We start from the raw sequence: 25,906 nt of genomic DNA on the forward strand, positions 1-25,906 counted from the left end.
TCGCATTCTGTGGTCTGTGGTCTTGTGGGTCACTGCTGCGGTTGCGGCGGGGCAGGCTTCTTCTGCGCCAGAAGAGCGATCACGGACGCCCCGATGAGAAGGATGCCGAGGATGAGCATGAGTACTGCGCCGAAACCGACGGTGAGGTGGTCGTCTCCAGCGGCGACGAGGTAGATGATCGAGACGATGATGCCGATCAGCCCACTCAGCGCACCTGTGGCTGCAGCTGCCAGGCGCAGTATCGCCGTGCTGGTCACCAGTGAGGCCACCGCGAGGCCGATGGCTGCCACAAACAGCAGCAGCAGGATCACCCCAGCCGCGGTCATGTCGTGGGTGATGAAGTTCTGGGTGGTGTGCAACCCGAGTTCGTCCCGGGCGGCAGAGAGTTCATCGGAGAGTCCCAGCTCCTCAGCAAGTCCCTCGGCATACCCTTCGATGTTGTACTCATCCAGGACCCGTATCGCCGGGGTGAACAGGGTGATGAACCCAAGAAAGGCGATCACCGGCTGCGATAGCTGGACCCAGAACTGCCATGATCCCCGGTTGGCCTGGACCGTCCGTTGGGCGCTTCGTGTCGCCCCGGCAACAGCCGGGGCAGCGCTGTTGGTCCAGTAGTCCTTCGCACCGTCTGCGACCTGCCGGGCTCCTGCGGTGATCTGCTCCCCAGCGCCAGGACCCTGCTGCTGTGGCTGCCCCGCCGGAGGCTGAGGAGGTGCCTGCTGGCCCCGGATGTACTCGGCGAGCCCCGGATAGCAGTTCGGATGCTGCAGGATCTGCGGCCAGAGGTCCGCCCGTTCTGCGGCCAGTTGACGCAGGGTCTCCGCGTCAATCGCCGGGTCGTTCAGGTCATCGGATGTGTAGCTTCCTGAGTCTGTCATTCTCCATCTCTTCCGTTCCGTAGCTGCCGGGTGCTATAGCACAGCATGCGGAGCTATTTAGATCCGTATCCGGTGCTGATTTATCAGCATATACAAGATGAGCTGATAGCTATGCCAGATTCGTTCGACCCACCTGATCCCGATCTGGATCAGCTCCGCTTCATCATCGGCGCGGCAAGGGTAGAAGCGCGCTTCACCATCGATGAGCTGGCCGCTAGAGCGGGCGTAGGCCGACAGACGATCATCAATCTGGCTGCCGGCACGTATTACGGCGACTTGAAGACATGGCTCAAGATCTCACGGGCACTGGGAGTTGGCCTGGATGAATTGCTCGCTCCGGTCTGGGAGAGAACACACGGCTGCACTCCTTGATACACTGGGAGCCTGTCTGCATCAGCAGCGTCGCCAGTTGAGAACGCAGCACCACACTCCTTGATACACTGGGGTATCCCAGCGAAACCCCTGATCAGACCGGGAATATCGTCACTTTTCCGACAGGAAAAATGGCTTCCCGGGACTGGTCAGGGGTTCTCTATGTCTGCTGAGAAATCAGCGGATCAGTTAGTCGTCAGCCCATTGGATCGAGCATTTCGCACGGCCGATCGTTAGTGCAAAGAGATATCCCTGCAGTCTGGTGTAGACGCTCTCCGGCCAGTCGTGTCGTGCACCCGCACCACGCCCGTATGACTCACTGTTTGGGTAGAGTTCCAGCTCGAAGACGAGCGGTTGACTGAATATGGACTGCCACCGGGCCGAGATATCCAGCACGTAATCCGCATACTCGTTGAAATATAGGAGAGCGGAGTACACGTAGACAGCCGCCTCCGCGGAGGGCTGCTGACCCGGCTGCTCCCATGTCCGCACCACCGAGACGTCTACACCGCAGTGGTCTGCGATGTCGGCTGCAGTCAGGCCGACGAACTCTCTGATCGTACGGAACTCGGCACTGTGCATCCGGGGTCCTCCCTACTGGTAGACGTGAACATGTTGAGCATGGCGAGGGCCTGCCTGCTGAGCATCATCGCGCTCTTGGCCTGATACTCCACCTCGAACCAGCGCCGCCTGCTGGCGCGGAACTGACCGGCTAAGGGGCCTTCCAGCGGCGCGGTCACGTGCAGCTGGTGCAGCTGCCGCTGCAGCACGCAGAGATCGGTCTGGATGCGGCCCATGGTCTGCTCGGCATCGAGAGTCGTGGGTCTGGTGGACATGATGCTCCCCTTCCTCACAGGGACCGGAACACGTAGACGCCGCCGCCGGGAGCAGGCTCGGTGGTGTAGTCGTGGTGAAGGTCGTTTGTCCAAGAGTCCCAGTGGAAATATCGGGCGATCTCTTCTGGGACGCCGTCGAGCAGGCAGATGTCCTCGGCCAACTGATGCGCGTACTCGTCGAAGCTGTCCCACTCACCGCAGTAGCGCTCATCGAAGTCGCTGATGCTCGGCAAGTCGCCGGTCCCCTCGGCGACATAGTCACCTGAACGCACCCAGGCACACAGTGCCGGAAGAAGGTGGTCCTCGACTTCGTCGAGGCACCTGCCCCACTCGGCTGCGTGCATCGGCGACATCTCGCCTGATACTGGGATGCCCTCTGTATCAAGGCACCAGAGTTCTTCGCAGGCTGCATAGGAGCGGCCACCGCCGCGGTGGACATCGGCGAGGGTGACATCGTCGGCATCGATGGCGTCGAACCAGTCGCCCACCAGGGCACCGGCGTTATAGCAGGCCAAGCAGCCTATCCAAACGGCGGGAGTGATCTGCTGAGTAGTAGTGAACATGGCAAGTCCTCTCTCATGGATGAAGATTTCGCCAGCGATCCCGGCAGCGGCCTCCGCTGCGACCTGCTCTACGGGATCCAGGAGCCAGGCCGCAACCCGCCACAACACACGCAGTTGGGGGACCTCGGAGGGCGCAGCCAGACGGTGAGAGGAGAGTCGGTTGGGTCGGTTGGGTCGGTTGGATCCTCTCTACGCGTGAGGGTTTTTCTGTGTGGCTACGCGAGCCCGCCTGCGTTCTTTATGTGTGCGGCAGGCGCTGCGCGGGAACCGACCCAACCGACCAAACCGACCTTTGGGGGCTTATTACCCGTAAGTAGCCACGCTTTAGTCTCATGAAGAGCAGCACCGACTATGTGCATACCCTGACCACCAAAGGCGGGGGATATCGATTGCCCGCGCGAACCTTAGCATTGAGGGGCGAAGCCTTGCTCGCGCAGCAGGTCTTTGACCGGCTGATGGTCGCCTTGGATGTAGGCGATGGCCAGTGCGTCGTTGAAGGCGTCGGCGAGGCTCAGATCGTTCTCGTCGACAGGGATCGTGAGCAGCCGACCTGCGTTCTTGTTCAGCAGCAGCCCATTGGCGGCGAAGATCGCAGTGCGCTTGTTGCCGTCCTGGAACGGTTGGGTCTTGGCTGTGTTGACGAACAGCTCCAGCGCCTTCTCCTGCGGATCAGGACCAGAAGTGCTGCTCTCCACGAGGCTCTGCAGGTCTGGTTGGGACAGAGCTTTCGGCTCATGGCGGCCGTAGCGGGTGTTCACCCCGATCTGCTGGCCGGAGCTGCGCCGTTTCCCGGGGTTGATCGCTCCGGTACGGGTGATCTGCGCGTTCACTTCGCAGAGGTAGTCCGCATCGATCGAGCGTTGTCCCTGATGGTCGATGACGAAGGCTGCGACATCGCGCAGGTCCTGCAGCAGGGCGAGGTCGAAGCGTGAGGTTACCCCCTCGATGCTCCCGGAGTGCAGGAAGCTCTCGGTGTCCTGACGGCTGACCGAGAGCCCATCGAAGACTGTGCCCGCGGAGAACACCACTCCGGCCATATCAGCAACACTCATCTTTGGCACTGCGCTCTCCTCTCTGCCGTCATCCTACGGTCGGTGCTCCCTTGCCATGCCTGCCGGCGACCAGCTGGTCCCCCTCGTAGACATGCCGTCGCCTACCTACGTGGCGGTGACCCGCTTCTGCCCTCTACACGGTGGCGTCGCAGGTACGGGTATTAGTTCCGCTCCGATCATCACGGTCACCGGCCATGAGTGAGGAGGCGCGCTGACTCGTAGAACGCACGTGCGTTCGCCTGATCCAAACTGGACAGCAGGTCGGCAAGCGACACTCCGGTGTCTTGCTCACCTAGCTCGATCACCAGCAGTGCTACAGCTCGTTCGCCGGAGCTGAAGCCGAAGGAGTCGACAAGGGTCGGGGCACTGTCCAGCGCCAGCCAGGGAGTGTCGTCGTGCCGGGTCCTCACCAACGCGGGCCAGAGCTTCTCACGCTGGGGGCTGGAAGTCAGTAGGTGAACTGCGGCCATGAGCGGCAGCGAGCCTGAGGCCCACGCGTTGAGCTGGTTGATCTGCTCGGTGGTGAGGGTCATAAGGGTTCCTTTCAGAGTAGGGAGTTCTTCCAGCTCTTCTCCCGCAGCCACCTATGGTGGCCTCAGCAGACTCTCGTCGGCAGGAACCGGACGGACAAGAAAACGGCCCCACCTGACTTTGCGTCATGCGGGGCCGTCGTGGTTGTAGCAACCTGTGTCGAAGGTCAGCGCAGCGGCTCTCCGACTTCGCGCATGAACTCGAGGTGACGACGCAGTTCCTCAGCGGACTCGTACTCCTTACTCTCGATGGTGATGCCGACGCGTGCCTCCTGCCCATTCTCAGAGTCGGTCTCATTCTTCTTCCTAGGGTCGGCCACAGCTCGTCCTTTCCTTGTCATTTGATACGGAAGCGCAGATTGCATCTCCGAGGGTACGTCTACCGAGGTGTACCCTATTGGACACTATACTGGAGTGCGCTGTAGCGTGTCAAATAGGGTACTATTTAGAGTAAATAGACAACTATGACGGAGAGTCTAGAGATGAGTAGACACAACGGGCAGGTCGTTGGCTACGTACGTGTCAGCGCTGCCGACCAGAATGAAGAGCGGCAGCTAGAAGCGCTCGGCGACGTTGACCGGCTGTTCTCGGAGAAAATCTCAGGCAAGAACATCGATGACCGGATTCAGCTCAAGGAGATGATCAAGTACGTCCGCGATGGGGACACCGTCCGGGTGAAATCCCCTGACCGCTTGGCGAGATCGACGGTTGATCTACTGGACCTGATCAAACAGCTGCAGCAGAAGGGTGTTGGTGTCGAGTTCGTCGATAACCCTGCCCTCAACACCGATACACCGCAGGGAGAGTTCATGCTGACCATTCTCGCTGCGGTGGCTCAGCTGGAGCGTGCGACGATCAGGGAGCGGCAAGCGGAAGGCATCGCGATTGCTAAGAGGAAGGGAGTTTATGACCGCGTGCCGAAACTGTCCCCTGACCAAATCCAGCAGGCGAGCGAGCAGGTCGCATTGGGGGTACCCAAAGCGAAGGTCGCCCGGGATCTCGATGTCAGCCGTCAGACTCTTTATGACGCGCTGGCTGGTCGCGGCCGGTACGCCGAGGTCGGCCAGAAGTATGGAGAGGACAAATGATGGACGAGGTCGAAGAGTTGGCTAAAGGGTTGGCGGCTCTCGCAGATCGGAATCCGGTCAGCTTCCCGCTGGCCGTCTCCAATCTCGCCGAGGAGCGGCCCGATCTGGTGGAGATCCCGGTCTGCCTGGAACCTCCACCGAACGCTGGACCCTGGCAGCAGAGGTGGCACGAAGACGCCAAGCACCTCTACCGCGTGGTGGCGCTGGTCGGGGACTACGGCATCCAGCTCAGGCACCTCAAGCACACCCTTGGCAGCGTCGCCTTCCAGGAGGCGCAGAAGATCTTGCGCAGTTCCGGTGCCGTCGTCGAGTCCAAGGAACCGCGTCTGGGCATGGGCGACAAACGGAGGAACCTCATCGTACTGCGGACCCACGGAGCGGCTGACCAGCACGGCCGGCTTGGCTTCGACGAGTGAGAGGGGCCTATTTGGACGACTGTCTTTACTCTCTATGAGTGGAAGCAGTGCCGTCCGGTTCCTGCCCCTTATCCTCTCTAGTCCGGGAACGAACAATATCCCTGAGCCTGTCGGACATTTGCTTTTCGTCCTCGCTTGAACCGTCTTGGTCGCGCAGAACGAAAATGGACCTGGCTGCTTCGGACCGAATCAGCTCCCTGACGTCCTCGTGGATATTCACCAAGAACGGGTCCATAGTGGTCAGCACGAGTTCCCGCGCCTTGGCCTGGCGCTCTTCCTTCCGGTGCTGCCCCGCCTCTTTCGCAGCATAGAGAGCCCCGGCGAGGACTACAGCCGTCATGCCCAATCTGGTGACTACTTCACCCCACAGGCTCTCCCCACTGGGAATCACTGATGGCGAAGTAATGAACTGGAAGGTGCTCTCGATGAATACTCCCGCTGCAAGGACGAACAACACCACTGCTATCGCGCTCCACCAACCTGCCGCCCGGCGCTGCTGCTTGGCCCACTCACCATAGTTTTCCGCCGTGCTTCTCTGAGCCAGCGTGCCAAGTATTGCCTCGGCATCTTTCTCCTTACTTTCGATGCTGGCCACCAGGGAGTCAGTTCGGCCTGATGACTCGTTGTAGAACTCCTGGAAAGCATCGGCTTGCCCTTGCATTACTTCTTCAAACTGATCTGCTCTTTCCTGGCGTTCCGTCTGAAACTCCGTTTTTTGGGTCTTGATCGCTTCTTCGATGCGCCCCTCTGACTCAGAGACAGTTGTACTGACGGACTCGGACCTGTTCGTGAGGTTCTGGATCTCTGAACTCAGCTGTCCTATTTCCCCGCGGAGGTCTTCAAGGGTTTTGGCATGACTCGCACGTAGAGTATCGGCAGCTGACTCGCCTTCTTTCATCAGCTCTTCCATGTTCCGTGACGCTGACTCTTTGAAACCAGCCAGTGTGCTATCGAGCTGTTGCACCTGCTGCGTAAGTCCTACGAGTTTGACGCTTCCTCGTTGGGGCCATGAACGGAGGTTTCGAGCGAGTTCTTCGAACTTCGAGACTGTGCCCCCAGCGGGCGGCTTATAGATCCCCTCAATACCCGGGAGTTGCGAAGTTATCGTCTCCACCACTTTTCCCGTGTTCTTCCGCGCAGCGGGTGTGATGAGGACGTCAGGATGATCGCGGTAGCCAATCAAAATGGACAGAATCGCCCTTAACTGTTGGACACGAGCATCTGAGGTGTCTAGCGCCTCTGCACGGACATGCTCTTCCAGCACGCCTTGTGCCTCTTCGACACGAGCCCATAGGCCGTCCTCGCGATGATCATCTTCCCAAGACACGAAAATCCTCTAACTTCGAGAGCAGCTTCGCCTCGTAGACGTGCGCGGTCTTTTCCTTGGGCTTGGCCATAGATCAGACTCCTTGGGTGAGTCGCTGGTAGGCGGGGAAGAGTAGTTCCAGACGCTGTTTGTCCGTCCTGAGGCGGCGGGATGCCCCGAAAAGCTTGTCCACTTCGGTGTCGAGGGTGTCGTGGGCCTTCTGAAGGCTCTTGTGCCCGCCCATGAGGTAGGGGTCGTAGAGGTCGGCCAGGGACTGGTCGGGGCGTTCGGCCCGGGCGTCGATGATCTTTGTCCCGGCCTCAATGATTCGCTGGCGGGCGGTGTCGTCCAGGTCAGGCACGGGAAATGTGTTCCAGGTGAGCCTGTTGGAGAAGCGCAAGTCGGACTTGATACGACCGCCTACTGCACGTTGCCAGGTGATGAACATAGACGATGAGATCAAGGCGAAGAGTAGGCCGTCTTCATCGGGGGCTAGGAAGTTGGCGTTGCTGCAGATGACTTCGGGTCCGAACCGCGGAGCCGTCCAATATCGACGGTTGGCGCTTACGTGGATCGGAACGCAAAGATACGGCACATCGGGTTGTCGGACCTCGGTGAATAGGTGCGGGGTGTTCGCTGCCTCTTGAGTAGACTTCTTGTCACTCGATGCGCGTTCGGCTTTTACGGAATCGAGTATTTCTCGGAGTGCCGGCGACGATTTCAGATCTTTTGGCGTCAGGTCCTCCAGCCAGAGGCACCAGCGTTCGACGTTGTTGATGACCTCCTTGGCTCCGATGAACCGGCGCAGGTACTTGGCGGCGATGGGGTCTTGGTCGAGTCCTCGGGTGCCTTCTTTCGGTTTGAATACGAGGTGGCCGCCGTCGGCGGGCTTCGACCCGTAGCGCACCGGGGGCAGGACCGGTGAGAGTGGCTTGCTCACTCCATTGATGAAGACCTCAGGTCCGTCGATTAGGTAGGGGTTGATACTGCCTGTCACCCGCTGTGGTTCGGGGTCTGCGTTAACCTGGGCGTAGTCGTAGAGGCGGCGTCGGATATTCCGGTCCTTGCTGAATCCGACGACGACACAGTGCACAGCGGCCTTGCCAGGGGCTTCGGAGTCCCAGCCGAAGGTGCGGTGCGCGAACTTGATGCTCCAGCCCTCCCGGTAGAGAGGGCCGAACAACGCTGGGACAGGCTGTCCCTGGGTGATGCTGTTGGTGGTCACGTATGCGAATTCGCCGGAGCGCTCGGCCAACAGATCTTTCGTCTTCGCATGCCACGCGGTGACGTAGTCGAGATAGCCGTCGTAGTCCTTGCCCCACACCCGCTTCATGTCTTCGGTCTGCACCAGTGTCTTGGTGTATTGGCCGATGAACGGCGGGTTCCCGAAGACATAGGTCTTGCCGTCTGGCGCTGGAAGCGCCGCGCTCCAGTCCAGGTCCAGGGCATTGCCGTGGATGATCTTGGCGGTGGTCGTGATGGGAAGACGGTCGGGGGCTTGGCCGGTGCGAGCGGCGAGCTCACGGTTGGCTTGCTGGTCTACCAGGAACATGGCGGTCTCTGCGATCTTGGCGGGCCACCAGTTCAGCTCGAAACCGTAGAACTTGTCGATGGTCAACATCTGGTCCAGGGTGGCGTCCAGCGTGCCGGTGGTGGTGCCTTCGCGCTTGCGGCGCTCCACAATCAGGTCGGTCTCGATCTGGCGCAGCTGGGCGTAAGCGACGTTGAGGAAGTTGCCGGCCCCGCAGGCGGGGTCAATGTAGATGTTCGATGCCATCTCATTCAGTAGTTTGCTAATTGCCTCAGTGGACTCGGCATCCTTGTTGCGAATAAGTCGATCTGCGCGAGAACGGTACTCCTCTAGGAACAGGGGGCCGATGGTTTTGAGAATGTTTTTCTCACTGGTGTAGTGCTCTCCGTCGCCGCGGCGGGCGTCCTTGGACTTCACCAGCTGAAACATGGCACCAAAGATGGCGGGGCTAATTGCGGTCCAACGGAACCGGGCTGCGTCCAGGAGCACTTCTCTGAACTCAGGAGGAACTGAGTATCCGACCTGACTGGTGCCATCAAAAATGCCACCGTTGACGTAGGGGAACTTCGATTCCAGTGCGGGGAGGTTGTCCTTGAATTTCCTCTTTCGTACGGGGCCGCTGGTATTGAGCACCTCGAAGAGGCCGTCGAGTGCTGGTCCTATGTTCTTGGAGGCCACGGACTCGATCCACCGATAGAACAGGTCCTCCTCCCAAAGCCCTGCATCGTCGCCGTAGAGCAGGAACAACAGACGGGTCATGAGCACCGACGCGAGCTCGGTATCGTCGTCTTCTTCCTCCGGTGTGGTCGGTGCGTCATCACCAACTTCCTCGTCGGTATCTTCGCCGACCAGAGTATTGAAGAGATTGGCCATGAGCTTGGCGGCCTCGATGGAGGCGTTCTCCTGCTCACGCTTCGTGAGCGTCTCCACCCCGGCGAAGAAGAGCAATTGCTCTAGGTGATCGGGAACCTCGTCGATAGAGAATCGCAGGGTCCAGGATTCTTCACCGAGGCGGTCGAGGCGGAAGTTCTCGAAATCGGTGGCGATGATGAACCGGGGCCACTCGTGGGTACCTACGCTGCCACCGTTGAGGTAATCGATGGCCTGGTCGTAGGCAACGTCGAGGTCTTTGCCCAAGCTCTTCGCCTCACCGATGACCACCCCCGACCAAAAGAAGTCTATGAACCCGCCGCCCCCAGTCGAAGCACGGTCGGCATTGCGTTCGAAGACATCGATGCGTTCGGGATTGATCTCGAAGCAACGCATGAGGTCTGACCAGAACTGCTGGGCGTGACGTTTCTCTGTACCGGACTCAGTACCCCCTTCACGCCAGGATGCGATGCGCTCCTGCCAGTGCGCGGAAAAATCGATCAGCCGGCGGTGGATCGCCTCCCGGTCTACTACCTCTTGCATACACGCCCCTCAGCATTCGGCCAGATTCTATGAATCAGCCTATGCGAGGCGGAGGCCATACTGGCGGAACCACTACTCTTGGCGTTGACTGCACTGCTCCTCGTAGAAGCGCTCAACATACTCGTCCAACGTCACGTCCTCTATCGGCCAATATCCGTGACCGCCGATCCGGATGCCCTTGATGCCCCGCGCATAATCAGCGCGTATCTGCGACATGGGCCTGCCAATAGACCCTGCGGTCCTTGCCCTCGGTGAAGCCTAGACGTTTATAGCCTGCCAGCAGCCGGTCGTTCTGCGCCGCGGCCACGACCACGGTGCCAGCAGGTGCTGAGTCCCGCAGACGCAGCGCCAGCGGCAAAGCGCTGAGCCGGGTTCCAGGCCGCTGGGCGAGCCCTGCGATCTGCCACCGGTCCCCCGCTGGTGTCTCAGACCCGGTGGGCATCACCATGGATCCACGGGCCTATCGCCGCCAAACCGATACCCAGCAGGCCCATTCCTACCGCCCACAGAATTGATGCGTAGGTCGGGCCGAAAGTCACCATCACCCAGAAGTACAGAACCAGCGCAGGCAGGAGAAGTACCACGAGGATGGCCATGTCCTTGCCGAGCCTGTAGGGACCGAAGATCACCATCCCGTTACCGTCGGTGCTCTCATACACCTGTCGGCGGATCGCGTAAGGAAGCAGAATCATCATAGCGACCGGCACCGACAAGTAGGCCATGACCCGGTTGGGTGCAAATGCCAGTGACATCAGCCATGACAGAGCCGGGAGACGCGCCGGGGAGGCTGGAGAAGGCGTGGAACTCATCAAGACCACCATAATTCGAGCTGCGCTCATTGCAGTGATGTCGAGACTCTCAAACCACCACGCATCAGAGTGAGACCAGGCCGGAGACTCGGTTCGACCTGGGGTTTTGACGGAACGTTCATTAGTGAGTGCTAGTAAATATCTTCGTGAGGCGTAGGCGATAGTACGAAACTCCGCACTCACCCTGGACACCGCCGAGATCGCCGACTCATCAGCCGACGGCCTCATTGAAACCATGAGTCGCGGCCCGGGAGGAGATCCTGGCGTTCACCGCTTTCCCCAAGACAATCTTGCGCAAGATCTGGTCGAACAACCCCAACGAGCGGCGGAACAAAGAGCTCTGCCGGCGCACTGATGTCGTCGGGATCTTCCCCGATCGGGAGGCCATCCTTCGCCTGGTCGGTGTCATGCTGGCTGAGCAGCACGATGAATGGGCCGAGACTTGCCGCTACCTCAGCCTTGAGGCCCTTGCCCGTGCCAGAGCCCTCGGCACCGATACCGAGGATGTGACCCAGCCCCGCACTATCGAGACCATCGCCGCCTAACAAAAATGCACCCACGAAGGATCACGATACATACACCACCTCAATGGACTTGACCGCGCTGGCTGCCGACTATTGCGAGTCCAAACGCTGTCCGTGAGGTACTGTGAGTTGACGAACATGTGGCCGGCCGGACAGGGTTTACCTCAGTCCCGGACGAAGTCGACCGCGGGGCGCGGCGTGGTGTCCACTTGCAGCCGGAAGATGTCCGACCTTGAGTAATGTCCCACTGAGTCGAAGTCGAGGTGAGAGCGGGTCTTCACGGAGGGGTCGACCTCGGCTACCAGGATGGCATCCTCGTCGAACACTGGGCCTGCGAGAATCTTGCCTGTGGGATCCACAATGACACTGCCTCCACGCATGAGGACATCGCCGAGCTCCTGACCAAATGCGGGCGCGTAGTCCTCCGGGAAATCATCCCGGGTAATGTATTGGCACGCCGAAAGCACGAAGCAGCGGCCTTCCAGTGCGATGTGCCGCACAGTATCTTGCCAGGTATCCCGGTCATCAGCGGTGGGGGCACAGTAGATCTCCACCCCCTGGCCGTACATGGCCTGCCGCATCAGCGGCATGTAGTTCTCCCAGCAGATGACCGAACCTACCTTGCCTACCGGAGAGTCCACGGCGGACAGTGTTGAGCCATCGCCGAAACCCCAGACTAGCCGCTCCGCACCGGTAGGCATCACCTTGCGGTGATGGCCCACGAACCCTTTCTCTGGGTCGATCATCACCGCGGTGCAGTATAAGGAATGTCCCACTCGCTCGATAATCCCCATCACGACGAAAATCCCATGCGCCGCTGCCGTTTCGGCGAGCCTCTCCATTTCCGGCCCATCCAGGACGACGGCACCGTCGAAGTAGCGCCGATATTCGTCCCGACCCTCCTCCGTGCGGCGACCGATGGGGCTTCCGAAGGTTAGCCCCTTGGGGTACGTTCCAAGGAAAGCCTCCGGGAACAGCACCAGCTTAGCCCCGCTCTCGGCGGCCTGACCTATGAGTTTTAAAGCCTTCCGCGTGGTGGCTTCAGCGTCAAAGGGGACAGAGCTTGACTGGACCACTGCAACAGTTGTCATGATCTTCCTTCCTGGAGGTTCCGGTATGAGGGATTGGGTGTCTCGTGGTAGTGCCTGCCTCTGCTGTTCAAGATTTCTCAGCGTAGGTCTTGTCGGCAGAGTTTCGGTTAGTGTAAAGCTTCTTAATCAGCGAATCGTGGAACTCGTGTTGGATGGGTGTCGGACCGCGCGGGTCCAGGAGGCTGACCACGACGAACACGACACTACCGGTGATAATCCCGGAGGCGGCGGGGCCCATGGGGAGCGGCGAGTCCACGAGATACACCAGAGTAAGCGCGCTCAGCCCTGCGATGAGGCTGGTGATTGCGCCTAGTCGGGTGGCGCCGCGCCACATGAGGGCGCCGAACGCCGCCGGGCACATCTGGATGGCGATGGCAAAGCCTAGCGAGGACAACGGCACCAGGAAACCCTGGGCGGCGGGCGTGAAAGCCAGCACCACGACCATAATAGTGAGCCCTCCGACCGCGATCCGCCCAACATACGCTTCTCCACGCATCGTCAAGCCCGGATTGACGAAGCGCTTGTACAGATCAGTGGTAAGGATGTTGGCCGAGGTCAACAGCTGACTGTTGATAGTAGAGATCGCAGCCGCGATGATCGCAGCAATGACGATCGAGCCCAGGAGCGGGGCATGTGCGGCGAAGAACAGCGGGATGGTCTGGTCACTGTTATCGGCACTCAACCCCGGCACCAAACCCGGATAATGGGCCAGGATTCCGATGGTCAAAGCACCCAGCGCCATCAGCCAGGAGTTCCAGAATGGCGTCAGGAGCGAGGTCTTGGCCAGCACCAACGGGGAACGAGCGGAGTAGAACTTCTGCCACATGTGCGGCATCACCCAGAAGGCTAGGCCGAGACCGAGCGCAGTATCGAAAATGCCCCAAAAATTACCTTGGTTTACGAGAACCTCGGGGGAGACTTCGGAGATATTTCGGAAAGAGTCGAAGCCTCCGGAGCCAAAAACGAAGACCAAGGTGATGAGCAGCAGCACCGTTCCGAAGAACACGCCCATGAACGTGTCACCCCAGGCTGCACCGCGTCCGCCGCTAATCGCGACCATGGCGCCCACGAAGACACCCATCAGCGTCACGCCCACCCAGTAAGGCACGGCCCCTTCCGTCAGACTGGTCAGCGCACCAGCGCCACCGGTGACCTGAATGAGCATCACAGGCACCAGACAGACGATGCCGACGACGGCGAACAGAGTGCGCAGGAGTGGACTTCCGTAATAGCGTTCCACTAGCTCACCGGGGGTCACGAAGCCGAACTGCCGCCCTAACTGCCATATGCGGGCGCCGAAGAGCCAGATGAACAGGGCGTGTACGACAGTCCATGCCGCGAAGGCGATGAACCAAACACCTTCGCGGTAGTAGGAACCAATGGCGCCCAAGAGCGTCCAGGTGCTGAAGAAACTCGCACCAGTAGTCATCAGAAGCACGACAGTGCCAAGACCGCGGTTCGCTAAAAAGAAATCATCCGGAGTGGCCTTGTTGGACCTGGACGCCCGGTAGGTGATCAGGCCAAGTACGGCAAAAAACACAAACAGGACCACAAGCGTCATGATGGTAGTGCCCATCAGCGTATCCCCTCTTTCGTATCAGTCTCTGTATGGGCCATAGTCTTCTCCTCAGCGGCTATGCGCTCCGCATAGGGTCTGAAGTATCGGCGGTAGACGATGATCACCAGGACGGTGTTCAGGGCGTTAAGTCCGATCACCCAGGCCATAGGCAACGAAAGCGGCCCGATCCAGGTGAGTGAATTAAAAATCCCGAAGTTCGGCAGGAACGTCGCGGCATACGCAACGAAGAACACGGCGATGATGATGGCGTGTGTCTTTCGCACAGGTTGGCCTTTCTATTGGTGTGACTCGCAAGCTAGCTTGCCTCACACAAACGTTTACGTCAATCGATTTCCTTGTAGAGTCTTGTAAACAGTTTGTTACGGTCCACAGAGATTGCGATCAGGCTAAGCTGAGCGCCCAGGAGGTTGTCATGACACAGAGACTCGGCCGTGCTATCACTCAGCGCGGTCTGGCGAAGCTGGCGGGAGTCAGTATCGCCACCGTGTCCCGAGTACTCAGCGCTCCTGAGCACCAGCGCGGACGCTGGGCATCCCCAGAAACTGTGAGCCGTATCCTCGAGCTAGCCAATGAACTCGGCTACAAGCGCAACCCGCACGCGGCCAGCCTCCGGACTTCCCGCTCAGACCTCGTGGGCGTCCTCGTCCCCCGCTTGCAGGACTTTGTGCTCGCCACCATCTACGAGGGGATCGAGGAGGCCGGGATGGAGCTCGGCATCAACACCTATGTAATGAACTCTCACGACGATGTCGAACTTCAGCGCTTACGTACTCAGACGATGCTGGACCGACGCGTGGACGGTCTCATATTTGGTGACGCCCGCCTCGATGCACCGTTCCTCGACGAACTTCGGGAGCAAGGGGTCTCCTACGTGCTGACGTCCCGCCGTAAAGAGGGACATCTCTCGATTACGTGTGATGACTATGCCGGCGGACGAATGGTGGCTGAACATCTCATCGAACAAGGTCGTACCGATGTTGTCATTCTTGGCGGCCTGCAGTTCGCCTCCACCGCCCAGGACAGGACGCATGGACTGATCGACCGACTACGAGAGGCCGGGATCGAGGTCCCCCCGGAGCACATCGTCTACCGTGGCTTTGACACTGCAGCGGGGCGCAGGGCCATGGCGGAGATCCTCGAGGCCGGAATCAGCACCGATGCCGTCTTCGCCGCCAACGACTTCGCCGCCATCGGTGCTCTGGGGGTACTCCAAGACCACGGATACAGTGTCCCTCGAGATGTGGTCCTCATCGGTTATAACGACACCCCGTTGGCAGAATCGGTCGGCATACCGTTGACAACCATACGGTCTCCCATGCACCTCATGGGGCGAGAGTCGCTCCTGACGCTGTGTCGTTTGATGGCGGGCGAGCCTGTGGAGTCCCAGCGGCTAGCACCCGAGCTGATCGTCCGTGCCTCCAGTCGTGGCTAGCGCTGGAAGCAGCAGGTAGACGAGTGAAAGGACCGGATCCCCCATAGAAGCCGCGGTGATCCGGTCAGACTCAACTCGAACACGTGGAAGCAGGTCGAGAGGCTGGGATCCGCACGGGAACTGGCGAGACGGAATGCCGCTGACTCCTCTGCCGAGGCACTTCGTGGGCTCGTAAGGGAACCAAAGAGACGAACCCGAACACCTTTGACATCTCACCAAGTGGATGAGGTTCAAACCGGCCGAGACAGCGGTGAGAGCGTCGTGGGGATCACCAAACGACTCGGCGTGCATCGGGCCACAGTGTGTGAAAAGACGCGATCCTCAGCGCTGCGAGCAACCACAACCGAAGAGCACCGCCATGCATTGCTGTACTGACGGCGAATCCAAACAGCTATCTACGTGAGCGGCGTTCCGCCGCGCGGATAATGGTTAGCGGAAACGTTCATCGACCATTAGGAAGCGGCCCTCTTGTCCCCGGGCCTCACACGCTGGACAGCCAATAGACCCTGCGGTCCTTGCCCCCAGTGAAGCCTAGACGTTTATAGCCTGCCAGCAGCCGTTCATTCTGGGCGACAGCCACGACCACGGTGCCAGCTGGCGCTGAGTCCCGGAGCCGCAGTGCCAGCGGCAGGGCGCTGAGTCGGGTTCCCGGCCGCTGGGCGAGCCCTGCGATCTGCCACCGATCCCCCTCTGGCGTCTCGGAGCCGGTGGGCATCCCCATGGAACCACGGCCTATCCCAGCCAGACCGATACCCAGCAGGCCCATTACTACCGCCCACAGGACCGAGGCATGGGTCGGACCGAATGTCACCATCACCCAGAAGTACAGGGTCAGTACAGGCAGCAGAATCGCAGCGAGAATGGCGAAATCCCTGCCGAGCCTGTAGGGGCCGAAAATCACCATCCCGTTGCCGTCGGCACTCTCGTACACCTGCCGCCGGATCGCGTAGGGAAGCAGAATCAGCACGGCGACCGGCACCGACAGGTAGGCCATGATCCTGTTGGGCGCGAACGCAAGTGACATCAGCCACGCCAGAGCCGGGAGGCGCATCAGGGAGGCTGGAGCAGGCGTGGAACTCATCCAGACCACCATAATCCGGGCTGATCTGTCGATCAGGTGTTGGTCAGAGCAACCACACCCGAGAGAGGCTGACCGGTGCCAGGGTCCGGGCAGTCCGGCGCAAAACCAGGCCATGTGCGGCAGGTACGTCATAACCAGAGACACAGGGATCTCGCAGCAGCCTACGGTGCCGAGGTGTCTGATGGCATAGAGACCCGGCAGTCCTAGAACGTTGCCCCTACCTCCACAATGCCCATCATGCTTGACCTGGACGATGCAGACGGCTACCAAGAGCTGAACACCGCTCGCTAGGGCTTGCTACCCGTTTGGGTGGTGTGCAATGACTTCTGGTGCAGCGGTGGAGCGCGACACCGCAACCGTGTGGACGACGCCTTCCGGTGCCCCTGAGCGGCTGGTCTGGGGTGGCCGGCGGTTCCTTGTGGTGGCCAAGCCGATCCCGTGGGTGGACCGCACCGTCTGGTGGGATCTCTCGCCCCGGGTGCCTGTCGGCGGAGCTGCCCAGCTGCTGGAGCAACCGATGTGGCAGGTCCAGGCCAAGGCCCTGGACATAGGGGAGCTGCTGATCCTCAACCTGGCGGTTACCGACGGGCAGCACTGGCCGATCACCGCAGTCTTCGACTGAGGAGCGTGGCGGGGTTCAGTTCGCTCATCTGCACGTCGTCAGCGCTACACCTATCGCGCGCGAGGCTGAACGCTGAGTAGACTGAGGAAGATGAAGGGAGAGACGTTGAGCATCGGTCAAGATATGGAGCGGGCAGCTCTTCTGGCCTTATTGACGCGTTCTGAAAAGATGCGGTGGGCAGAGTACAGAGATGAACTCGCCACTGGGCGACAGCCCTCCGAAATCGTGGAAGCGCCGGAGCTGGAACGGGGCGGACAAGTACTTGCTGAGTGGCAGTCCGCTGTCCCTGCTGCCAGCTTCTACACCTACCTGGATGACGGTTACCCTCAACAGCTTCGGGACGTCTGGGACTTCCCACCGTTCGTATTCGTTCAAGGCGATGAAGCCCCTATGCACCGACTCAGCGGGGACTCTGGCGTCTCCATCGTTGGTTCCAGGGAAGCCAGCGGAGCTGCAATGCGGGATGTTGAGAGTCTCGTGCAGCTGCTGGCAAATGAGGACATCACCATCATTTCCGGGCTGGCAGGTGGTATCGACCAAGCCGCGCACACTGCAGCGCTGAGGTTTGGGGTAAGGACAGTGGGAATCATTGGAACGGGCATCGACCGCTACTACCCAGCATCCAGTCGAGACATTCAGCGTCGGCTTGCGGCCGGAGAAGGCATGGTTCTTTCACAGTTCAAGCCCGGATCATCGCCGAGTAAAAGTTCTTTCCCCATGCGCAACGCGGTCATGTCGGCTTATGGACGTGCGACGATCATTGTTGAGGCGGGAGAATCTTCCGGCACTCGGCACCAAGCGAGGAGCGCAGTTAAGCACGGTAGGCCCTTGATCCTGTCTGGTTCCGTAGTCAAGCACACGACTTGGGGGAGAGACCTATCCGAAGATAGGAGCCTGGATGTAATGGTGGCAGGTAGCCCTGAACAGGCAGCCCAATTCGCCAAAGAGATCCTGCGCCGCAGTGTATCCGCCCTAAAGCAGGAACCTGCCCCTTTCTGATGCAGCGAGTTCACACGAGGAGCCTCCCCCAGCTACGTCGAATATCCCCAATCATGACAAACGTAGGACGCTCAGCACGCGAGATTCAGTTAGAAGGACTCCTGGATATACCCGAGTTCTGCGGATGGTGTGGCACCCCAGTAGATGGGTATGAAGTCTGCTTTGGGTGCAAACAAATTAGTGACAGCACGAGTCAGTCGCTGCTTCCAGACAATATAGCGCTGCTTACCTATGCCATCCACGGCAGACAGTCTGCCACTGATGTCTATCGATATAAGGAGGCGGGGAAGCAATCAACTGTGAATGAAAGTCTGTCGCGGATGAAAATCCTGACCAACTTCTTCATTTACCACCATTCTGGATGCTTCCGACACGCAACGGGTTCCACGGTCGACTCCATCACTCATGTTCCATCGGGTAAGGGTCGGCATCCACACCCTCTTGAAACTCAGATCGAACAGCTCTTCCCGCCGGAGCTTAGACGCGTACGCCTCTCCCCAACAAAGGGGCCACGAACCGAAGGGCGGGAGGAGACTGTTGATCCGAAGGGGCACAATGTGGCTGATGGCGTAGAGGGAAGTCACGTTTTGCTGCTCGAAGATACATGGGTTCGTGGATTTAGTGCCCTAAGTGCAACTGCGGCCCTCAAAGAGGCTGGAGCGGATACTGTGAGCCTCTTGGTCCTGGCTCGGTACCTTCGGCCAAATTTTACTGCGACACAGACATGGCTAGCACAACAGGAACGGCTGACTCCTTACGATCCGACATTCTGCCCGGTCACCCGGTCGCAGACATGTCCGGGAGGCTAAGGTTGGGATCGTGCTGGCAGTTCCAAGCATCGAATCACTCTGAGCCCCACCTCGCTCACACCTCTGCTCTTCGTAGAGGCGATCGATGTACTCATCAAGCTTCTGAGAGAAAAAAGAATCCCCTCCCGCCGGGTAGGCAGGAGGGGATTCTGCGATCAGAGATCAGTCGTTGACCGTGACGCGGAAATTGGGATCGTCGAGATTGAACTCACACATAGTCCGCAGCGCATCCAGTGAGAACCCCACGTGCATCACTTCACTTTCGCGTACAACCACCGTGGCATCAGGTCCGTGCTCGGCAAGGAGTTCGACCGAACGGGCGAAACGCTGGACGTACTCGATGTAGTGGTCGGCGTTCCCCCTGGGATATTCGGGTAACACCTGATCTTCTAAGTCCCCCTGAACGTATTCCTCGCAGTATTCAGCCAGCGTCCAGAGATTCGCGAGCATTGACCCGTCAGCACCTCCATTACGTGCGTTCCAGGCGACCTCGTCCAGGTCGTGCATCGCATCCTCGATGCTGTTGTAGGTGTCGGACCAAGCGCCGCAGCCGTTAGCGATCAGACGGGGGCTGCTTACGGTGACAGTAGACATGTCGATCTTCTCCTAGAGTGTTTGTGAAGTGGCTTGTCCACCTCTCACAAACACTCCCGGTGCCGGCTCTGCCGGCACCCGGCGAGGGTGGGTGCCTACGAGCAGATCGACCTGGGAGTGCCGAAGACCGGGGTGGCTGGGCGCGGCCCCCTACGTCCGGGGTGCATCGAGCCCGCCGCCGAGAAGCTCGACGTGCCCTTCGACTAGATGTCGAGCGCGGTGGCACGGTGATAACACCTTTCTGGTCTTCGTATACGCGTAGTTTATCCGTCGAGATCCTGTTCTGACCTGCGGTTTTGGAGAATCTGCTCATTAGTACGTCCTAGCGATCCTCCCCGTGGGGTGCAGGTCACCGAGGAGCAGATTTGGGTCCGCTGGAGACCTCGGTGAGCATCCGTGCACCTGCCGAGGGTGAGGTCAGCTTCGTCGGCGTCGTCGTGGACCGGCCCGTGCTCTCCATCCGCCACGGCGACGGCTACCTCAGCTCCTTCGAACCTGTGGAGAGCAGCCTTCAGGTCGGGGATCGGGTCAGCACCGGGGATCCGGTGGCAACGCTGGCGGTCAGTCCGAGCCATTGCGCCACACCCTGCCTGCATTGGGGTGTGCGGCTCTACGGGGAGTACATCAACCCACTCCTGCTCACCGGTGATCTGGAACCCTCGATATTGCTGCCACTGGACGACCGGTGACGCCGCAGTTCCTGAGCGGCCGCGGCAATGGCAGAATATTCTCGCCCGCTGCCGAGAACTACCCGAGGAGGACTCGTGGCCCGCCGCCACCAGGAGACGACGCCGGAACATCCGCAGCGAGACACCGAGCAGCACCCGGGCCACGGCTCGGCCCCGGAGAGACGCAGCCGTGACATCCGAAGCCTGCTTCAACGTCCCGAGTTCATCACCGACGTGCTGCAGATCCTCAAGACCGTGATCGCCGGCACGGGCGCGTGGTGGGTCTCGACCGAGGTGTTGGAGTCCGAACTGGCGTTCCTCGCCCCCTGGACGGCGATCCTCACCGTGCACGCCACGGTGCACCGCTCGCTCACCCGCGGCGTCCAGACCACCATCGCCTCGACCCTCGGGGTGGGACTGTCCTTCCTGATCGGACACTTCCTCGGGGTCAGCCTGTGGACCTTCGCGCTGGCACTGCTCGTGGGGATCACCGCGGCCCGGGTCTCCTGGATCCGAGACGAGGGGATCGCGATCGCCACCACCGCGATCTTCGTGCTGGGCAGCGGCTTCGACGATCAGCAGCCGCTCCTGGATGATCGCATCATCGAGGTCGCCGTCGGGGTGGCCGCGGGACTTGTGGTCAACCTGCTGATCCTGCCGCCGCTTCGGGACAAACAGGCCGGGCGCTATGTGGACAGCATCAATGAGCGGATGGGCGGGGTCCTGATCAGCATCTCCGAGGAGTTCTCCGACTCCTGGGACACCGATAAGGCCGAGGCGTGGTTCCAGGAGACCGAATCGATGACGGCGGAGCTGAACTCCGCCTGGACCGTGGTGCGCTTCGCCCGTGAATCCCGCCGCGTCAATCCGCGCGCCCGGCAGGGCCGGGAGAGCCTGCAGACCAGCAGCTGGAACGCCGCTGAGGCGAGCTATGAGGAGATCCTGGAACGCGCTGACGAGGGTGTCTCACACCTGCGCCATCTGGCACGGACCCTGCGTGAGGCCAGCTACACCGAGGGCGAGTGGGACCACCAGTTCCGTGAACGCTGGGCACAGATCGTCGGCGACGCCGGGCGCTCCATCGCCGACCCGGACGCCGAGGTCGCCTCGCTGCACGAGAACCTGAGCTCGCTCTCGGCAGAGATGTCGGAGAACCAAGGCCTGCCGAGAGACACCTGGCCGCTCTACGGGTCCCTAATCTCCAGCGTGCGCCATATCGTGATCGTCTTGGACGACGTCGCCTCGGCACGCAGGGCCCGGGAGGGAACCTCCGAGAACCCGGTGGTCTCCGGCTGACACAACGGGCACAGCCACACCCTGCGTCGCGTGGGGATCTGCGGTGCGTGATCAGCAGTGCTTGATCAGCGGTGCGGGATCAGCCGCGTCAGGCTCAGCCGCGTCAAGATCAGTGTCCTCCCGCGCGGCCGTGCCCGGCCAGGCGCTCCCCCAGCGTGACCAGGGCTGCCGCCGACTCGGCCCAGGAGAACTGAAGGCTGCGGGCCCGCGCGGCGCCGGACGCGCGGCTGAACACCGCGGGCTGCTCAAGTCTGCGCACCGCCTTGGCGAAGGCGTCGGGATCCCGACCAGGAACCACCTGGACACCAGACTCTGCCACCGCGGCTCCCCCGATCTCGGTGAAGATCGGAAGCTCGGAGAGCACGCAGGGCGTTCCATGGGCCATGGCTTCCACCACCGGCAGTCCATAGCCCTCGGCCTGGGACAGTGAGACCAGGGCGCTGGCCCGTCGAAGCAGGACGCGGTACTCGGCGTCGGAGATCCCGTGGTGAAAGATCAGCTGGCCGGGATCATCTGCGAGCGCCCGGAGCGCAGCTTCTTGAGCGGGCTGGATCGGGCTGCACAGGTGCAGGGTATATCCGGGGAGCCGGTTCAGGCCCGCGATCACGGATTCGACGTTCTTATAGCCCATGAAGGAGCCCATATAGATGAGTTCACGGGTCGGATCTGCGGAGGCGTCTCGAGGCTGCTCCACGGTGGGCGGGGCATTGGAGATCAGCTCCACCGGACGGTGGGTCAGCCGGTGGCCCCGGATCAGCCCGCGCGTGGTCTCGGAGACCGTCGCCACGGCGTCGGCCTGGTTGAGCACCAGCCGCTGCGGCAGGTAGGAGAGGTGATAGGCCCGCCACCCCAGACGCACCAGGGCGGGAAGATCCGGGGGCGGCGTGCGATGGGCGTAGTAGATGAGGTCGTGCACCGTGAGGATCAACGGGTAGTTCCGGCCCCGGCCGCCCATGGTCTGCATCGGGGAGAACACCACATCGGGCCGGTGCGGGTTGATCTGCCGGGCGACCCAGGGCTCGCGGGCGGAGGTCGGCGCGGAGATCTGCAGATGCGGCAGCTCCGGCAGCAGGTTCAGCTGCTCCGGATCGCTGATCAGCATCGTGACATCGGCCCGCTCGGCGGCCGCCTCCACCAGGGAGGCGGTGAACCTGGAGATGCCGTCGTGGACCTGGGTCCGGGTGTACCGGCAGTCGAAGAAGAGCTTCAGCACGTCCTGATTCTGGCACAGCCGGCACCGCAGCGTCCGCGCGGAGACCTCTGGCATGATGAGTGTCATGAGCGAGTCGAGTGTCACCGGTGTCAGTGCAGATCTCCAGGGGCCTGATCGGACCTCGCACCCGTCGCAGACGTCTCAACAGTATTGGACCGAAGCCGCCCACACCGGGGCGCTGCGCGAGGTCGGTCTGCCTGAGCCGGGACCGGGTGAGCTGCTGATCGAGACGCTGTACAGCGGGATCTCTCGCGGCACCGAATCCCTGGTGCACCGCGGTGAGGTGCCCGCGAACATCACCGAGACCATGCAGGCGCCCTTCCAGCTCGGCGAGCTGCCGTTCCCGGTCTCCCACGGCTACCTCAACGTCGGGGTGGTCCGGCAGGGCAGCGAGTCCCTGATCGGAGAGACGGTCTTCACCCTGGCCGGTCACCGCGAGCATGTCGTGGTCCCCGAGGCCGCCGCCCATGTGGTCCCTGAGGGGTGCACCCCGCAGCGGGCGCTGCTCGCAGGGATTGGTGAGGTGGGACTCAACGGGCTCTGGGAGGGCCCGGTCCTGGTGGGCGACCGGGTCGCCGTCGTCGGCGGGGGCCTGATCGGGCTGACCACCGCGCTATTGGCCTCGAAGATGGCACTGCAGCGCCTGCAGGTGGTGGAGATCGACGCCGAGCGGCGCGGCTTCATCGCATCCCTGGGCCTGGAGGCCGTCGCCCCGGACGAGGCGTCGCCCGATAACGACGTGGTCCTGCACAGTACCGCCAGCTCCGCCGGTCTCACCAGTGCGCTGCGACTGGCCGGCGACGACGGCGTGATCGTCGAGCAGTCCTGGTACGGCACCACGGAGCAGCAGATCCCGCTGGGGGCCGATTTCCACGCCCGCCGGCTGCGGATCGTGGCGACCCAGGTCGGCCAGGTACCCGGGCCGCGCCGGATGCGCCGCACCCGTGGTGAGCGCCTCGCTACGGCGCTGGATCTGCTCGACTCCCGTTTTGAGATGCTGATCAGCGGGCACTCCCCGTTATCGGAGCTGCCCGCGGTGATGCGCGACGTCGCCGCCGGCGCGCCCTGGACCCGGGAGCAGATTCTGCACGTGATCGATCATCCGCTGGCGGAGCACCACGCCTTCGGGTGAACTTCGCCCCGCGCCGACCCCATCCCCCCCACCACCAAGGAGATCCATGAGCCGCTTCCGTCTGACCGTCGATGACCACATCATGATCGCCCACAGCCTGCAGGACCCGTTCTTCGGGCCCGCGCAGAACCTCCACGGCGCCACGCTGAGCATCCAAGCCAGCTTCTTCCGAGACGGCCTGAACGAGTACGGCGTGGTGTTGGACATCGGCGCCGCCTCCGAGCTGCTCGCCGCCACCCTGGAGCCGCTGCGCTATCAGAACCTCGACGAGGTCGACGCCCTGGCCGGGAAGTTCACCACCACCGAGGTGATCATCGAACACATCGCCGAGACGCTGGCCGCCGGGCTGCCGGCCGATCATGGTCTGACCGCTCTGGAGGTCCAGGCCGAGGAGCACCCCCGGGCGCGCGCCTCGGTCTGGGTTCAGCTCTGACCGGAGACCCTCGGTAGTATGTCCGAGTGTCCTCGTCTGGCGGCCTCGCGCGGCGGACGAGGCCCCGAGGGGCGTTAGCTCAGTTGGTTAGAGCAGAGGACTCATAATCCTTTTGTCCTGGGTTCAAGTCCCAGACGCCCTACAGACAGGCGTATTGACCCGCCGCGCACCGCATGTGATCGTGTTCACATGTGGAGCCAGCCTGAGAATCACCTCCTCGAAGCGGGGCAGCAGCGGCCCTCACCTCTCGTACGCCCGGCTCCCTCACGCCCGGCGACCTCGGTCCCGGCAGTCCCCGAAGCCCCGGCAGCCCCGGCCGCCCCGGCAGCCCCGGACCTCCGGCTCCCCGAGGAACCTGACTCACCCCTGGACCCGGAAGCCGGCCGGGTCAGCATCGGCATCGTCGGCGCCGGCCAGTTCTCCAAAAGCTTCGCCACCCTATGGCATCTGCACCCCCACGTGAGCCGGCTGAGCATCACGGATGTGATCCCGGAGCGAGCCGCCGCCCTGGCCGCCGAGTACGAGGATGCGCAGACCATCGGCAGCTACCAGGAGATGCTGGACTCGGACATCGACGCGGTCGCGATCTTCACCCAGCGCTGGACGCATGGCCCACTGGTGCTCCAGGCGCTGCGGGCTGGCAAGCACGTCTACTCCGCGGTGCCGATGGCGGTGGAGCTCACCGAGATCGAAGAGATCATCGCAGAAGTCCGACGCACCGGACTGACCTACATGATGGGTGAGACCAGCTACTACAATCCGGCCACGGTCTACATGCGCGACCGCATCCGCAAGGGCGATCTCGGACGCGTCTTCTACACCGAGGGTGACTATGTCCATGACATGGACCTGGGCTTCTATGCCGCCTACCGGTACAGCGGTGGACCCGGCTGGAAGGCCACCGCGAGCTATCCCCCGATGCTCTATCCCACGCACGCCATCGGCGGAGTCCTCGGTGCGCTGCCAGCCCGCGCAGTGAGCGTGAGCTGCATCGGCGTAGAAGATGATCGCGACGACGGCGTGTTCGACCGCGAGCTCAGCCAGTTCAACAACAGCTTCTCCAACGCCTCGGCGCTGTTCAAGCTCTCCGACGGCGGTGCCATGCGCACCAACGAGATGCGCCGGGTCGGCTACCCCTCCCCGATCAGAGAATCGCGCTTCCGATTCTTCGGCACCGAGGCCAGCTTCGAGCAGCTCGCGCATCAGACGGTCTGGAATGACAAACAGGAATCTCACGACATCTCCGCGGACTTCATCCCGGTGCGGCACCCTCAGCCCGAGGTCGCAGACCTCGACCCGGCCCTGCGCGCCGCCTTCAGCTCGGGAACGGCTGCGGTCCATGACCGCTCCAGGCTCCCCCGCGAGTATGACCACGCACCCAACGGCCACGAAGGTGCGCACCATTTCCTCGCCGATGACTTCATCCGGTCTCTGGTCACAGGAGAGTCCCCGCCGGTCAACGCGTGGCGGGCCGCGATGTTCACCGCCCCCGGGATCGTGGCACACGCCTCAGCCCTTGCCGGTGGCACGCAGCTGCCGATCCCGGACTTCGGCGCACCACCCTCGCCCTCGCTGTCGCCCCGACGCAACAGAACAACAGACCCGAGCCGGGGCCGCAGCTCATGAACTAGTGTCAGGT

The 25,906-nt window shown here is 61.6% G+C and carries 28 protein-coding genes, 1 tRNA gene and 2 pseudogenes; 14 read left to right on the forward strand and 17 right to left on the reverse strand.

All coding sequences use genetic code 11. The annotated features are described in order from the left end of the window. Positions 1-29: 29 nt before the first annotated feature. Entirely contained in the window at positions 30-878 is an 849-nt protein-coding gene (locus HNR24_RS06405) for a variant leucine-rich repeat-containing protein (RefSeq protein WP_182495357.1), read from the reverse strand. A 45-nt stretch (positions 879-923) separates the two neighbouring features. Between HNR24_RS06405 and HNR24_RS06410 the strand changes: the two genes are divergently transcribed. Continuing rightward, complete coding sequence (locus HNR24_RS06410) at positions 924-1,250, forward strand: helix-turn-helix transcriptional regulator (protein ID WP_259392419.1); 327 nt, start codon at positions 924-926, stop codon at positions 1,248-1,250. Positions 1,251-1,439: 189 nt separating this feature from the next. Here the strand turns inward: HNR24_RS06410 and HNR24_RS06415 are convergent, their stop codons facing one another. The 6 genes from HNR24_RS06415 to HNR24_RS06440 all read right to left on the reverse strand — a co-directional run bounded on the left by HNR24_RS06415 (position 1,440) and on the right by HNR24_RS06440 (position 4,551). Then, positions 1,440-1,832 carry a helix-turn-helix domain-containing protein gene (locus HNR24_RS06415; protein ID WP_182495358.1) on the reverse strand — a complete coding sequence of 131 codons (393 nt, stop codon included), beginning with the start codon at positions 1,830-1,832 and terminating at the stop codon, positions 1,440-1,442. Next, positions 1,787-2,086: a hypothetical protein gene (locus HNR24_RS06420; RefSeq protein ID WP_182495359.1), complete on the reverse strand. Its 300-nt coding sequence runs from the start codon at positions 2,084-2,086 to the stop codon at positions 1,787-1,789. Before HNR24_RS06420 ends, HNR24_RS06415 begins: the two co-directional genes overlap by 46 nt. A 14-nt stretch (positions 2,087-2,100) precedes the next feature. Then, on the reverse strand, positions 2,101-2,649 hold the full coding sequence (locus tag HNR24_RS06425; RefSeq protein WP_182495360.1) for an antirestriction protein ArdA: 549 nt from the start codon (positions 2,647-2,649) through the stop codon (positions 2,101-2,103). Positions 2,650-3,053: 404 nt separating this feature from the next. After that, positions 3,054-3,701: a Fic family protein gene (locus tag HNR24_RS06430; protein ID WP_220477171.1), complete on the reverse strand. Its 648-nt coding sequence runs from the start codon at positions 3,699-3,701 to the stop codon at positions 3,054-3,056. Positions 3,702-3,886: 185 nt separating this feature from the next. Further along, positions 3,887-4,234: a hypothetical protein gene (locus HNR24_RS06435; RefSeq protein WP_182495362.1), complete on the reverse strand. Its 348-nt coding sequence runs from the start codon at positions 4,232-4,234 to the stop codon at positions 3,887-3,889. A 164-nt stretch (positions 4,235-4,398) separates the two neighbouring features. Next, a complete protein-coding gene (locus HNR24_RS06440) occupies positions 4,399-4,551 on the reverse strand; it encodes a hypothetical protein (protein ID WP_182495363.1) in 153 nt (50 codons plus the stop codon). Positions 4,552-4,713: 162 nt separating this feature from the next. Between HNR24_RS06440 and HNR24_RS06445 the strand changes: the two genes are divergently transcribed. Together HNR24_RS06445 and HNR24_RS06450 are read left to right on the forward strand one after the other, a co-directional pair. After that, complete coding sequence (locus tag HNR24_RS06445) at positions 4,714-5,319, forward strand: recombinase family protein (RefSeq protein ID WP_182495364.1); 606 nt, start codon at positions 4,714-4,716, stop codon at positions 5,317-5,319. Next, positions 5,316-5,735: a hypothetical protein gene (locus HNR24_RS06450; protein WP_182495365.1), complete on the forward strand. Its 420-nt coding sequence runs from the start codon at positions 5,316-5,318 to the stop codon at positions 5,733-5,735. The genes HNR24_RS06445 and HNR24_RS06450 overlap by 4 nt, the downstream gene beginning before the upstream one ends. Before the next feature lie 25 nt (positions 5,736-5,760). Here the strand turns inward: HNR24_RS06450 and HNR24_RS06455 are convergent, their stop codons facing one another. From HNR24_RS06455 to HNR24_RS06470, 4 genes are all read right to left on the reverse strand, one after another. After that, on the reverse strand, positions 5,761-7,062 hold the full coding sequence (locus HNR24_RS06455) for a hypothetical protein (protein ID WP_182495366.1): 1,302 nt from the start codon (positions 7,060-7,062) through the stop codon (positions 5,761-5,763). Between the two features lie 73 nt (positions 7,063-7,135). After that, positions 7,136-9,985 carry a DNA methyltransferase gene (locus HNR24_RS06460; RefSeq protein ID WP_182495367.1) on the reverse strand — a complete coding sequence of 950 codons (2,850 nt, stop codon included), beginning with the start codon at positions 9,983-9,985 and terminating at the stop codon, positions 7,136-7,138. A gap of 196 nt (positions 9,986-10,181) precedes the next feature. Beyond that, positions 10,182-10,427, reverse strand: coding sequence for a hypothetical protein (locus HNR24_RS06465; protein ID WP_182495368.1), 246 nt, complete (start codon positions 10,425-10,427; stop codon positions 10,182-10,184). Further along, positions 10,411-10,794, reverse strand: a complete 384-nt coding sequence (locus HNR24_RS06470; RefSeq protein WP_182495369.1) for a hypothetical protein — start codon at positions 10,792-10,794, stop codon at positions 10,411-10,413. The genes HNR24_RS06465 and HNR24_RS06470 overlap by 17 nt, the downstream gene beginning before the upstream one ends. A gap of 245 nt (positions 10,795-11,039) precedes the next feature. On the opposite strand from HNR24_RS06470, the pseudogene HNR24_RS06475 reads away from it, so the two are divergent. Then, positions 11,040-11,339: pseudogene (locus HNR24_RS06475) on the forward strand (transposase); the annotation flags it as partial. Positions 11,340-11,482: 143 nt separating this feature from the next. Here the strand turns inward: HNR24_RS06475 and HNR24_RS06480 are convergent. The 3 genes from HNR24_RS06480 to HNR24_RS06490 form a co-directional block, all read right to left on the reverse strand. Next, a complete protein-coding gene (locus HNR24_RS06480) occupies positions 11,483-12,409 on the reverse strand; it encodes a carbon-nitrogen hydrolase family protein (RefSeq protein WP_182495370.1) in 927 nt (308 codons plus the stop codon). Between the two features lie 67 nt (positions 12,410-12,476). Continuing rightward, positions 12,477-13,985 (reverse strand): sodium:solute symporter family protein, encoded by a 1,509-nt coding sequence (locus tag HNR24_RS06485; protein WP_182495371.1) that lies wholly within the window; start codon positions 13,983-13,985, stop codon positions 12,477-12,479. Next, positions 13,985-14,251 (reverse strand): hypothetical protein, encoded by a 267-nt coding sequence (locus HNR24_RS06490; protein ID WP_182495372.1) that lies wholly within the window; start codon positions 14,249-14,251, stop codon positions 13,985-13,987. The genes HNR24_RS06485 and HNR24_RS06490 overlap by 1 nt, the downstream gene beginning before the upstream one ends. Positions 14,252-14,400: 149 nt before the next feature. Between HNR24_RS06490 and HNR24_RS06495 the strand changes: the two genes are divergently transcribed. Next, the gene (locus HNR24_RS06495; RefSeq protein ID WP_182495373.1) at positions 14,401-15,420 is read left to right on the forward strand and encodes a LacI family DNA-binding transcriptional regulator; all 1,020 of its coding nucleotides are present in this window, start codon (positions 14,401-14,403) and stop codon (positions 15,418-15,420) included. A 481-nt stretch (positions 15,421-15,901) separates the two neighbouring features. Here HNR24_RS06495 and HNR24_RS06500 read toward each other — a convergent pair whose 3' ends face one another. Continuing rightward, positions 15,902-16,501 carry a hypothetical protein gene (locus HNR24_RS06500; protein WP_182495374.1) on the reverse strand — a complete coding sequence of 200 codons (600 nt, stop codon included), beginning with the start codon at positions 16,499-16,501 and terminating at the stop codon, positions 15,902-15,904. A 319-nt stretch (positions 16,502-16,820) separates the two neighbouring features. On the opposite strand from HNR24_RS06500, the gene HNR24_RS06505 reads away from it, so the two are divergent. Together HNR24_RS06505 and HNR24_RS06510 are read left to right on the forward strand one after the other, a co-directional pair. After that, complete coding sequence (locus HNR24_RS06505) at positions 16,821-17,123, forward strand: hypothetical protein (protein WP_182495375.1); 303 nt, start codon at positions 16,821-16,823, stop codon at positions 17,121-17,123. A 90-nt stretch (positions 17,124-17,213) separates the two neighbouring features. Next, complete coding sequence (locus HNR24_RS06510) at positions 17,214-18,122, forward strand: DNA-processing protein DprA (protein ID WP_182495376.1); 909 nt, start codon at positions 17,214-17,216, stop codon at positions 18,120-18,122. 971 nt (positions 18,123-19,093) lie between these two features. On the opposite strand, the gene HNR24_RS06515 is transcribed toward HNR24_RS06510, so the two are convergent. Beyond that, positions 19,094-19,525 carry a hypothetical protein gene (locus HNR24_RS06515; protein ID WP_182495377.1) on the reverse strand — a complete coding sequence of 144 codons (432 nt, stop codon included), beginning with the start codon at positions 19,523-19,525 and terminating at the stop codon, positions 19,094-19,096. A gap of 33 nt (positions 19,526-19,558) precedes the next feature. Here HNR24_RS06515 and HNR24_RS06520 point away from each other — a divergent pair, with 33 nt between their 5' ends. The 3 genes and pseudogenes from HNR24_RS06520 (at position 19,559) to HNR24_RS06530 (ending at position 21,489) form a co-directional block, all read left to right on the forward strand. Beyond that, the gene (locus HNR24_RS06520; protein WP_182495378.1) at positions 19,559-19,732 is read left to right on the forward strand and encodes a hypothetical protein; all 174 of its coding nucleotides are present in this window, start codon (positions 19,559-19,561) and stop codon (positions 19,730-19,732) included. Between the two features lie 152 nt (positions 19,733-19,884). Next, positions 19,885-20,214 (forward strand): annotated as a pseudogene (locus HNR24_RS06525) (M23 family metallopeptidase); the annotation flags it as partial. A gap of 75 nt (positions 20,215-20,289) precedes the next feature. Next, positions 20,290-21,489 carry an FUSC family protein gene (locus tag HNR24_RS06530; RefSeq protein WP_232301752.1) on the forward strand — a complete coding sequence of 400 codons (1,200 nt, stop codon included), beginning with the start codon at positions 20,290-20,292 and terminating at the stop codon, positions 21,487-21,489. A gap of 109 nt (positions 21,490-21,598) precedes the next feature. Here the strand turns inward: HNR24_RS06530 and HNR24_RS06535 are convergent, their stop codons facing one another. Further along, complete coding sequence (locus tag HNR24_RS06535) at positions 21,599-22,699, reverse strand: glycosyltransferase family 4 protein (protein ID WP_182496120.1); 1,101 nt, start codon at positions 22,697-22,699, stop codon at positions 21,599-21,601. A 67-nt stretch (positions 22,700-22,766) separates the two neighbouring features. On the opposite strand from HNR24_RS06535, the gene HNR24_RS06540 reads away from it, so the two are divergent. The 4 genes from HNR24_RS06540 (at position 22,767) to HNR24_RS06555 (ending at position 25,893) form a co-directional block, all read left to right on the forward strand. Then, entirely contained in the window at positions 22,767-23,834 is a 1,068-nt protein-coding gene (locus HNR24_RS06540) for a zinc-dependent alcohol dehydrogenase (protein WP_157075418.1), read from the forward strand. A 46-nt stretch (positions 23,835-23,880) separates the two neighbouring features. Beyond that, positions 23,881-24,267 (forward strand): 6-pyruvoyl trahydropterin synthase family protein, encoded by a 387-nt coding sequence (locus tag HNR24_RS06545; protein WP_058888499.1) that lies wholly within the window; start codon positions 23,881-23,883, stop codon positions 24,265-24,267. Positions 24,268-24,335: 68 nt separating this feature from the next. After that, positions 24,336-24,409 (forward strand) — tRNA-Ile (locus HNR24_RS06550). A 47-nt stretch (positions 24,410-24,456) separates the two neighbouring features. Then, positions 24,457-25,893 carry a Gfo/Idh/MocA family protein gene (locus HNR24_RS06555; RefSeq protein ID WP_083504793.1) on the forward strand — a complete coding sequence of 479 codons (1,437 nt, stop codon included), beginning with the start codon at positions 24,457-24,459 and terminating at the stop codon, positions 25,891-25,893. The last annotated feature ends 13 nt before the right edge of the window (positions 25,894-25,906 follow it).

It is taken from the genome of Nesterenkonia sandarakina, assembly GCF_014138825.1.
Lineage (GTDB): Bacteria > Actinomycetota > Actinomycetes > Actinomycetales > Micrococcaceae > Nesterenkonia > Nesterenkonia sandarakina.

Coding starts and splice junctions, on each gene's coding strand:
- HNR24_RS06515 (WP_182495377.1), bottom strand. CDS start 19,525: ATGTCTACTGTCACCGTAAGCAGCCCCCGTCTGATCGCTAACGGCTGC.
- HNR24_RS06430 (WP_220477171.1), bottom strand. CDS start 3,701: ATGAGTGTTGCTGATATGGCCGGAGTGGTGTTCTCCGCGGGCACAGTC.
- HNR24_RS06445 (WP_182495364.1), top strand. CDS start 4,714: ATGAGTAGACACAACGGGCAGGTCGTTGGCTACGTACGTGTCAGCGCT.
- HNR24_RS06460 (WP_182495367.1), bottom strand. CDS start 9,985: ATGCAAGAGGTAGTAGACCGGGAGGCGATCCACCGCCGGCTGATCGAT.
- HNR24_RS06415 (WP_182495358.1), bottom strand. CDS start 1,832: ATGCACAGTGCCGAGTTCCGTACGATCAGAGAGTTCGTCGGCCTGACT.
- HNR24_RS06505 (WP_182495375.1), top strand. CDS start 16,821: ATGACTTCTGGTGCAGCGGTGGAGCGCGACACCGCAACCGTGTGGACG.
- HNR24_RS06435 (WP_182495362.1), bottom strand. CDS start 4,234: ATGACCCTCACCACCGAGCAGATCAACCAGCTCAACGCGTGGGCCTCA.
- HNR24_RS06470 (WP_182495369.1), bottom strand. CDS start 10,794: ATGAGTTCCACGCCTTCTCCAGCCTCCCCGGCGCGTCTCCCGGCTCTG.
- HNR24_RS06420 (WP_182495359.1), bottom strand. CDS start 2,086: ATGTCCACCAGACCCACGACTCTCGATGCCGAGCAGACCATGGGCCGC.
- HNR24_RS06545 (WP_058888499.1), top strand. CDS start 23,881: ATGAGCCGCTTCCGTCTGACCGTCGATGACCACATCATGATCGCCCAC.
- HNR24_RS06405 (WP_182495357.1), bottom strand. CDS start 878: ATGACAGACTCAGGAAGCTACACATCCGATGACCTGAACGACCCGGCG.
- HNR24_RS06425 (WP_182495360.1), bottom strand. CDS start 2,649: ATGTTCACTACTACTCAGCAGATCACTCCCGCCGTTTGGATAGGCTGC.
- HNR24_RS06465 (WP_182495368.1), bottom strand. CDS start 10,427: ATGCCCACCGGGTCTGAGACACCAGCGGGGGACCGGTGGCAGATCGCA.
- HNR24_RS06450 (WP_182495365.1), top strand. CDS start 5,316: ATGATGGACGAGGTCGAAGAGTTGGCTAAAGGGTTGGCGGCTCTCGCA.
- HNR24_RS06540 (WP_157075418.1), top strand. CDS start 22,767: ATGAGCGAGTCGAGTGTCACCGGTGTCAGTGCAGATCTCCAGGGGCCT.
- HNR24_RS06510 (WP_182495376.1), top strand. CDS start 17,214: ATGAAGGGAGAGACGTTGAGCATCGGTCAAGATATGGAGCGGGCAGCT.
- HNR24_RS06500 (WP_182495374.1), bottom strand. CDS start 16,501: ATGAGTTCCACGCCTGCTCCAGCCTCCCTGATGCGCCTCCCGGCTCTG.
- HNR24_RS06410 (WP_259392419.1), top strand. CDS start 924: ATGCGGAGCTATTTAGATCCGTATCCGGTGCTGATTTATCAGCATATA.
- HNR24_RS06495 (WP_182495373.1), top strand. CDS start 14,401: ATGACACAGAGACTCGGCCGTGCTATCACTCAGCGCGGTCTGGCGAAG.
- HNR24_RS06480 (WP_182495370.1), bottom strand. CDS start 12,409: ATGACAACTGTTGCAGTGGTCCAGTCAAGCTCTGTCCCCTTTGACGCT.
- HNR24_RS06555 (WP_083504793.1), top strand. CDS start 24,457: ATGTGGAGCCAGCCTGAGAATCACCTCCTCGAAGCGGGGCAGCAGCGG.
- HNR24_RS06485 (WP_182495371.1), bottom strand. CDS start 13,985: ATGGGCACTACCATCATGACGCTTGTGGTCCTGTTTGTGTTTTTTGCC.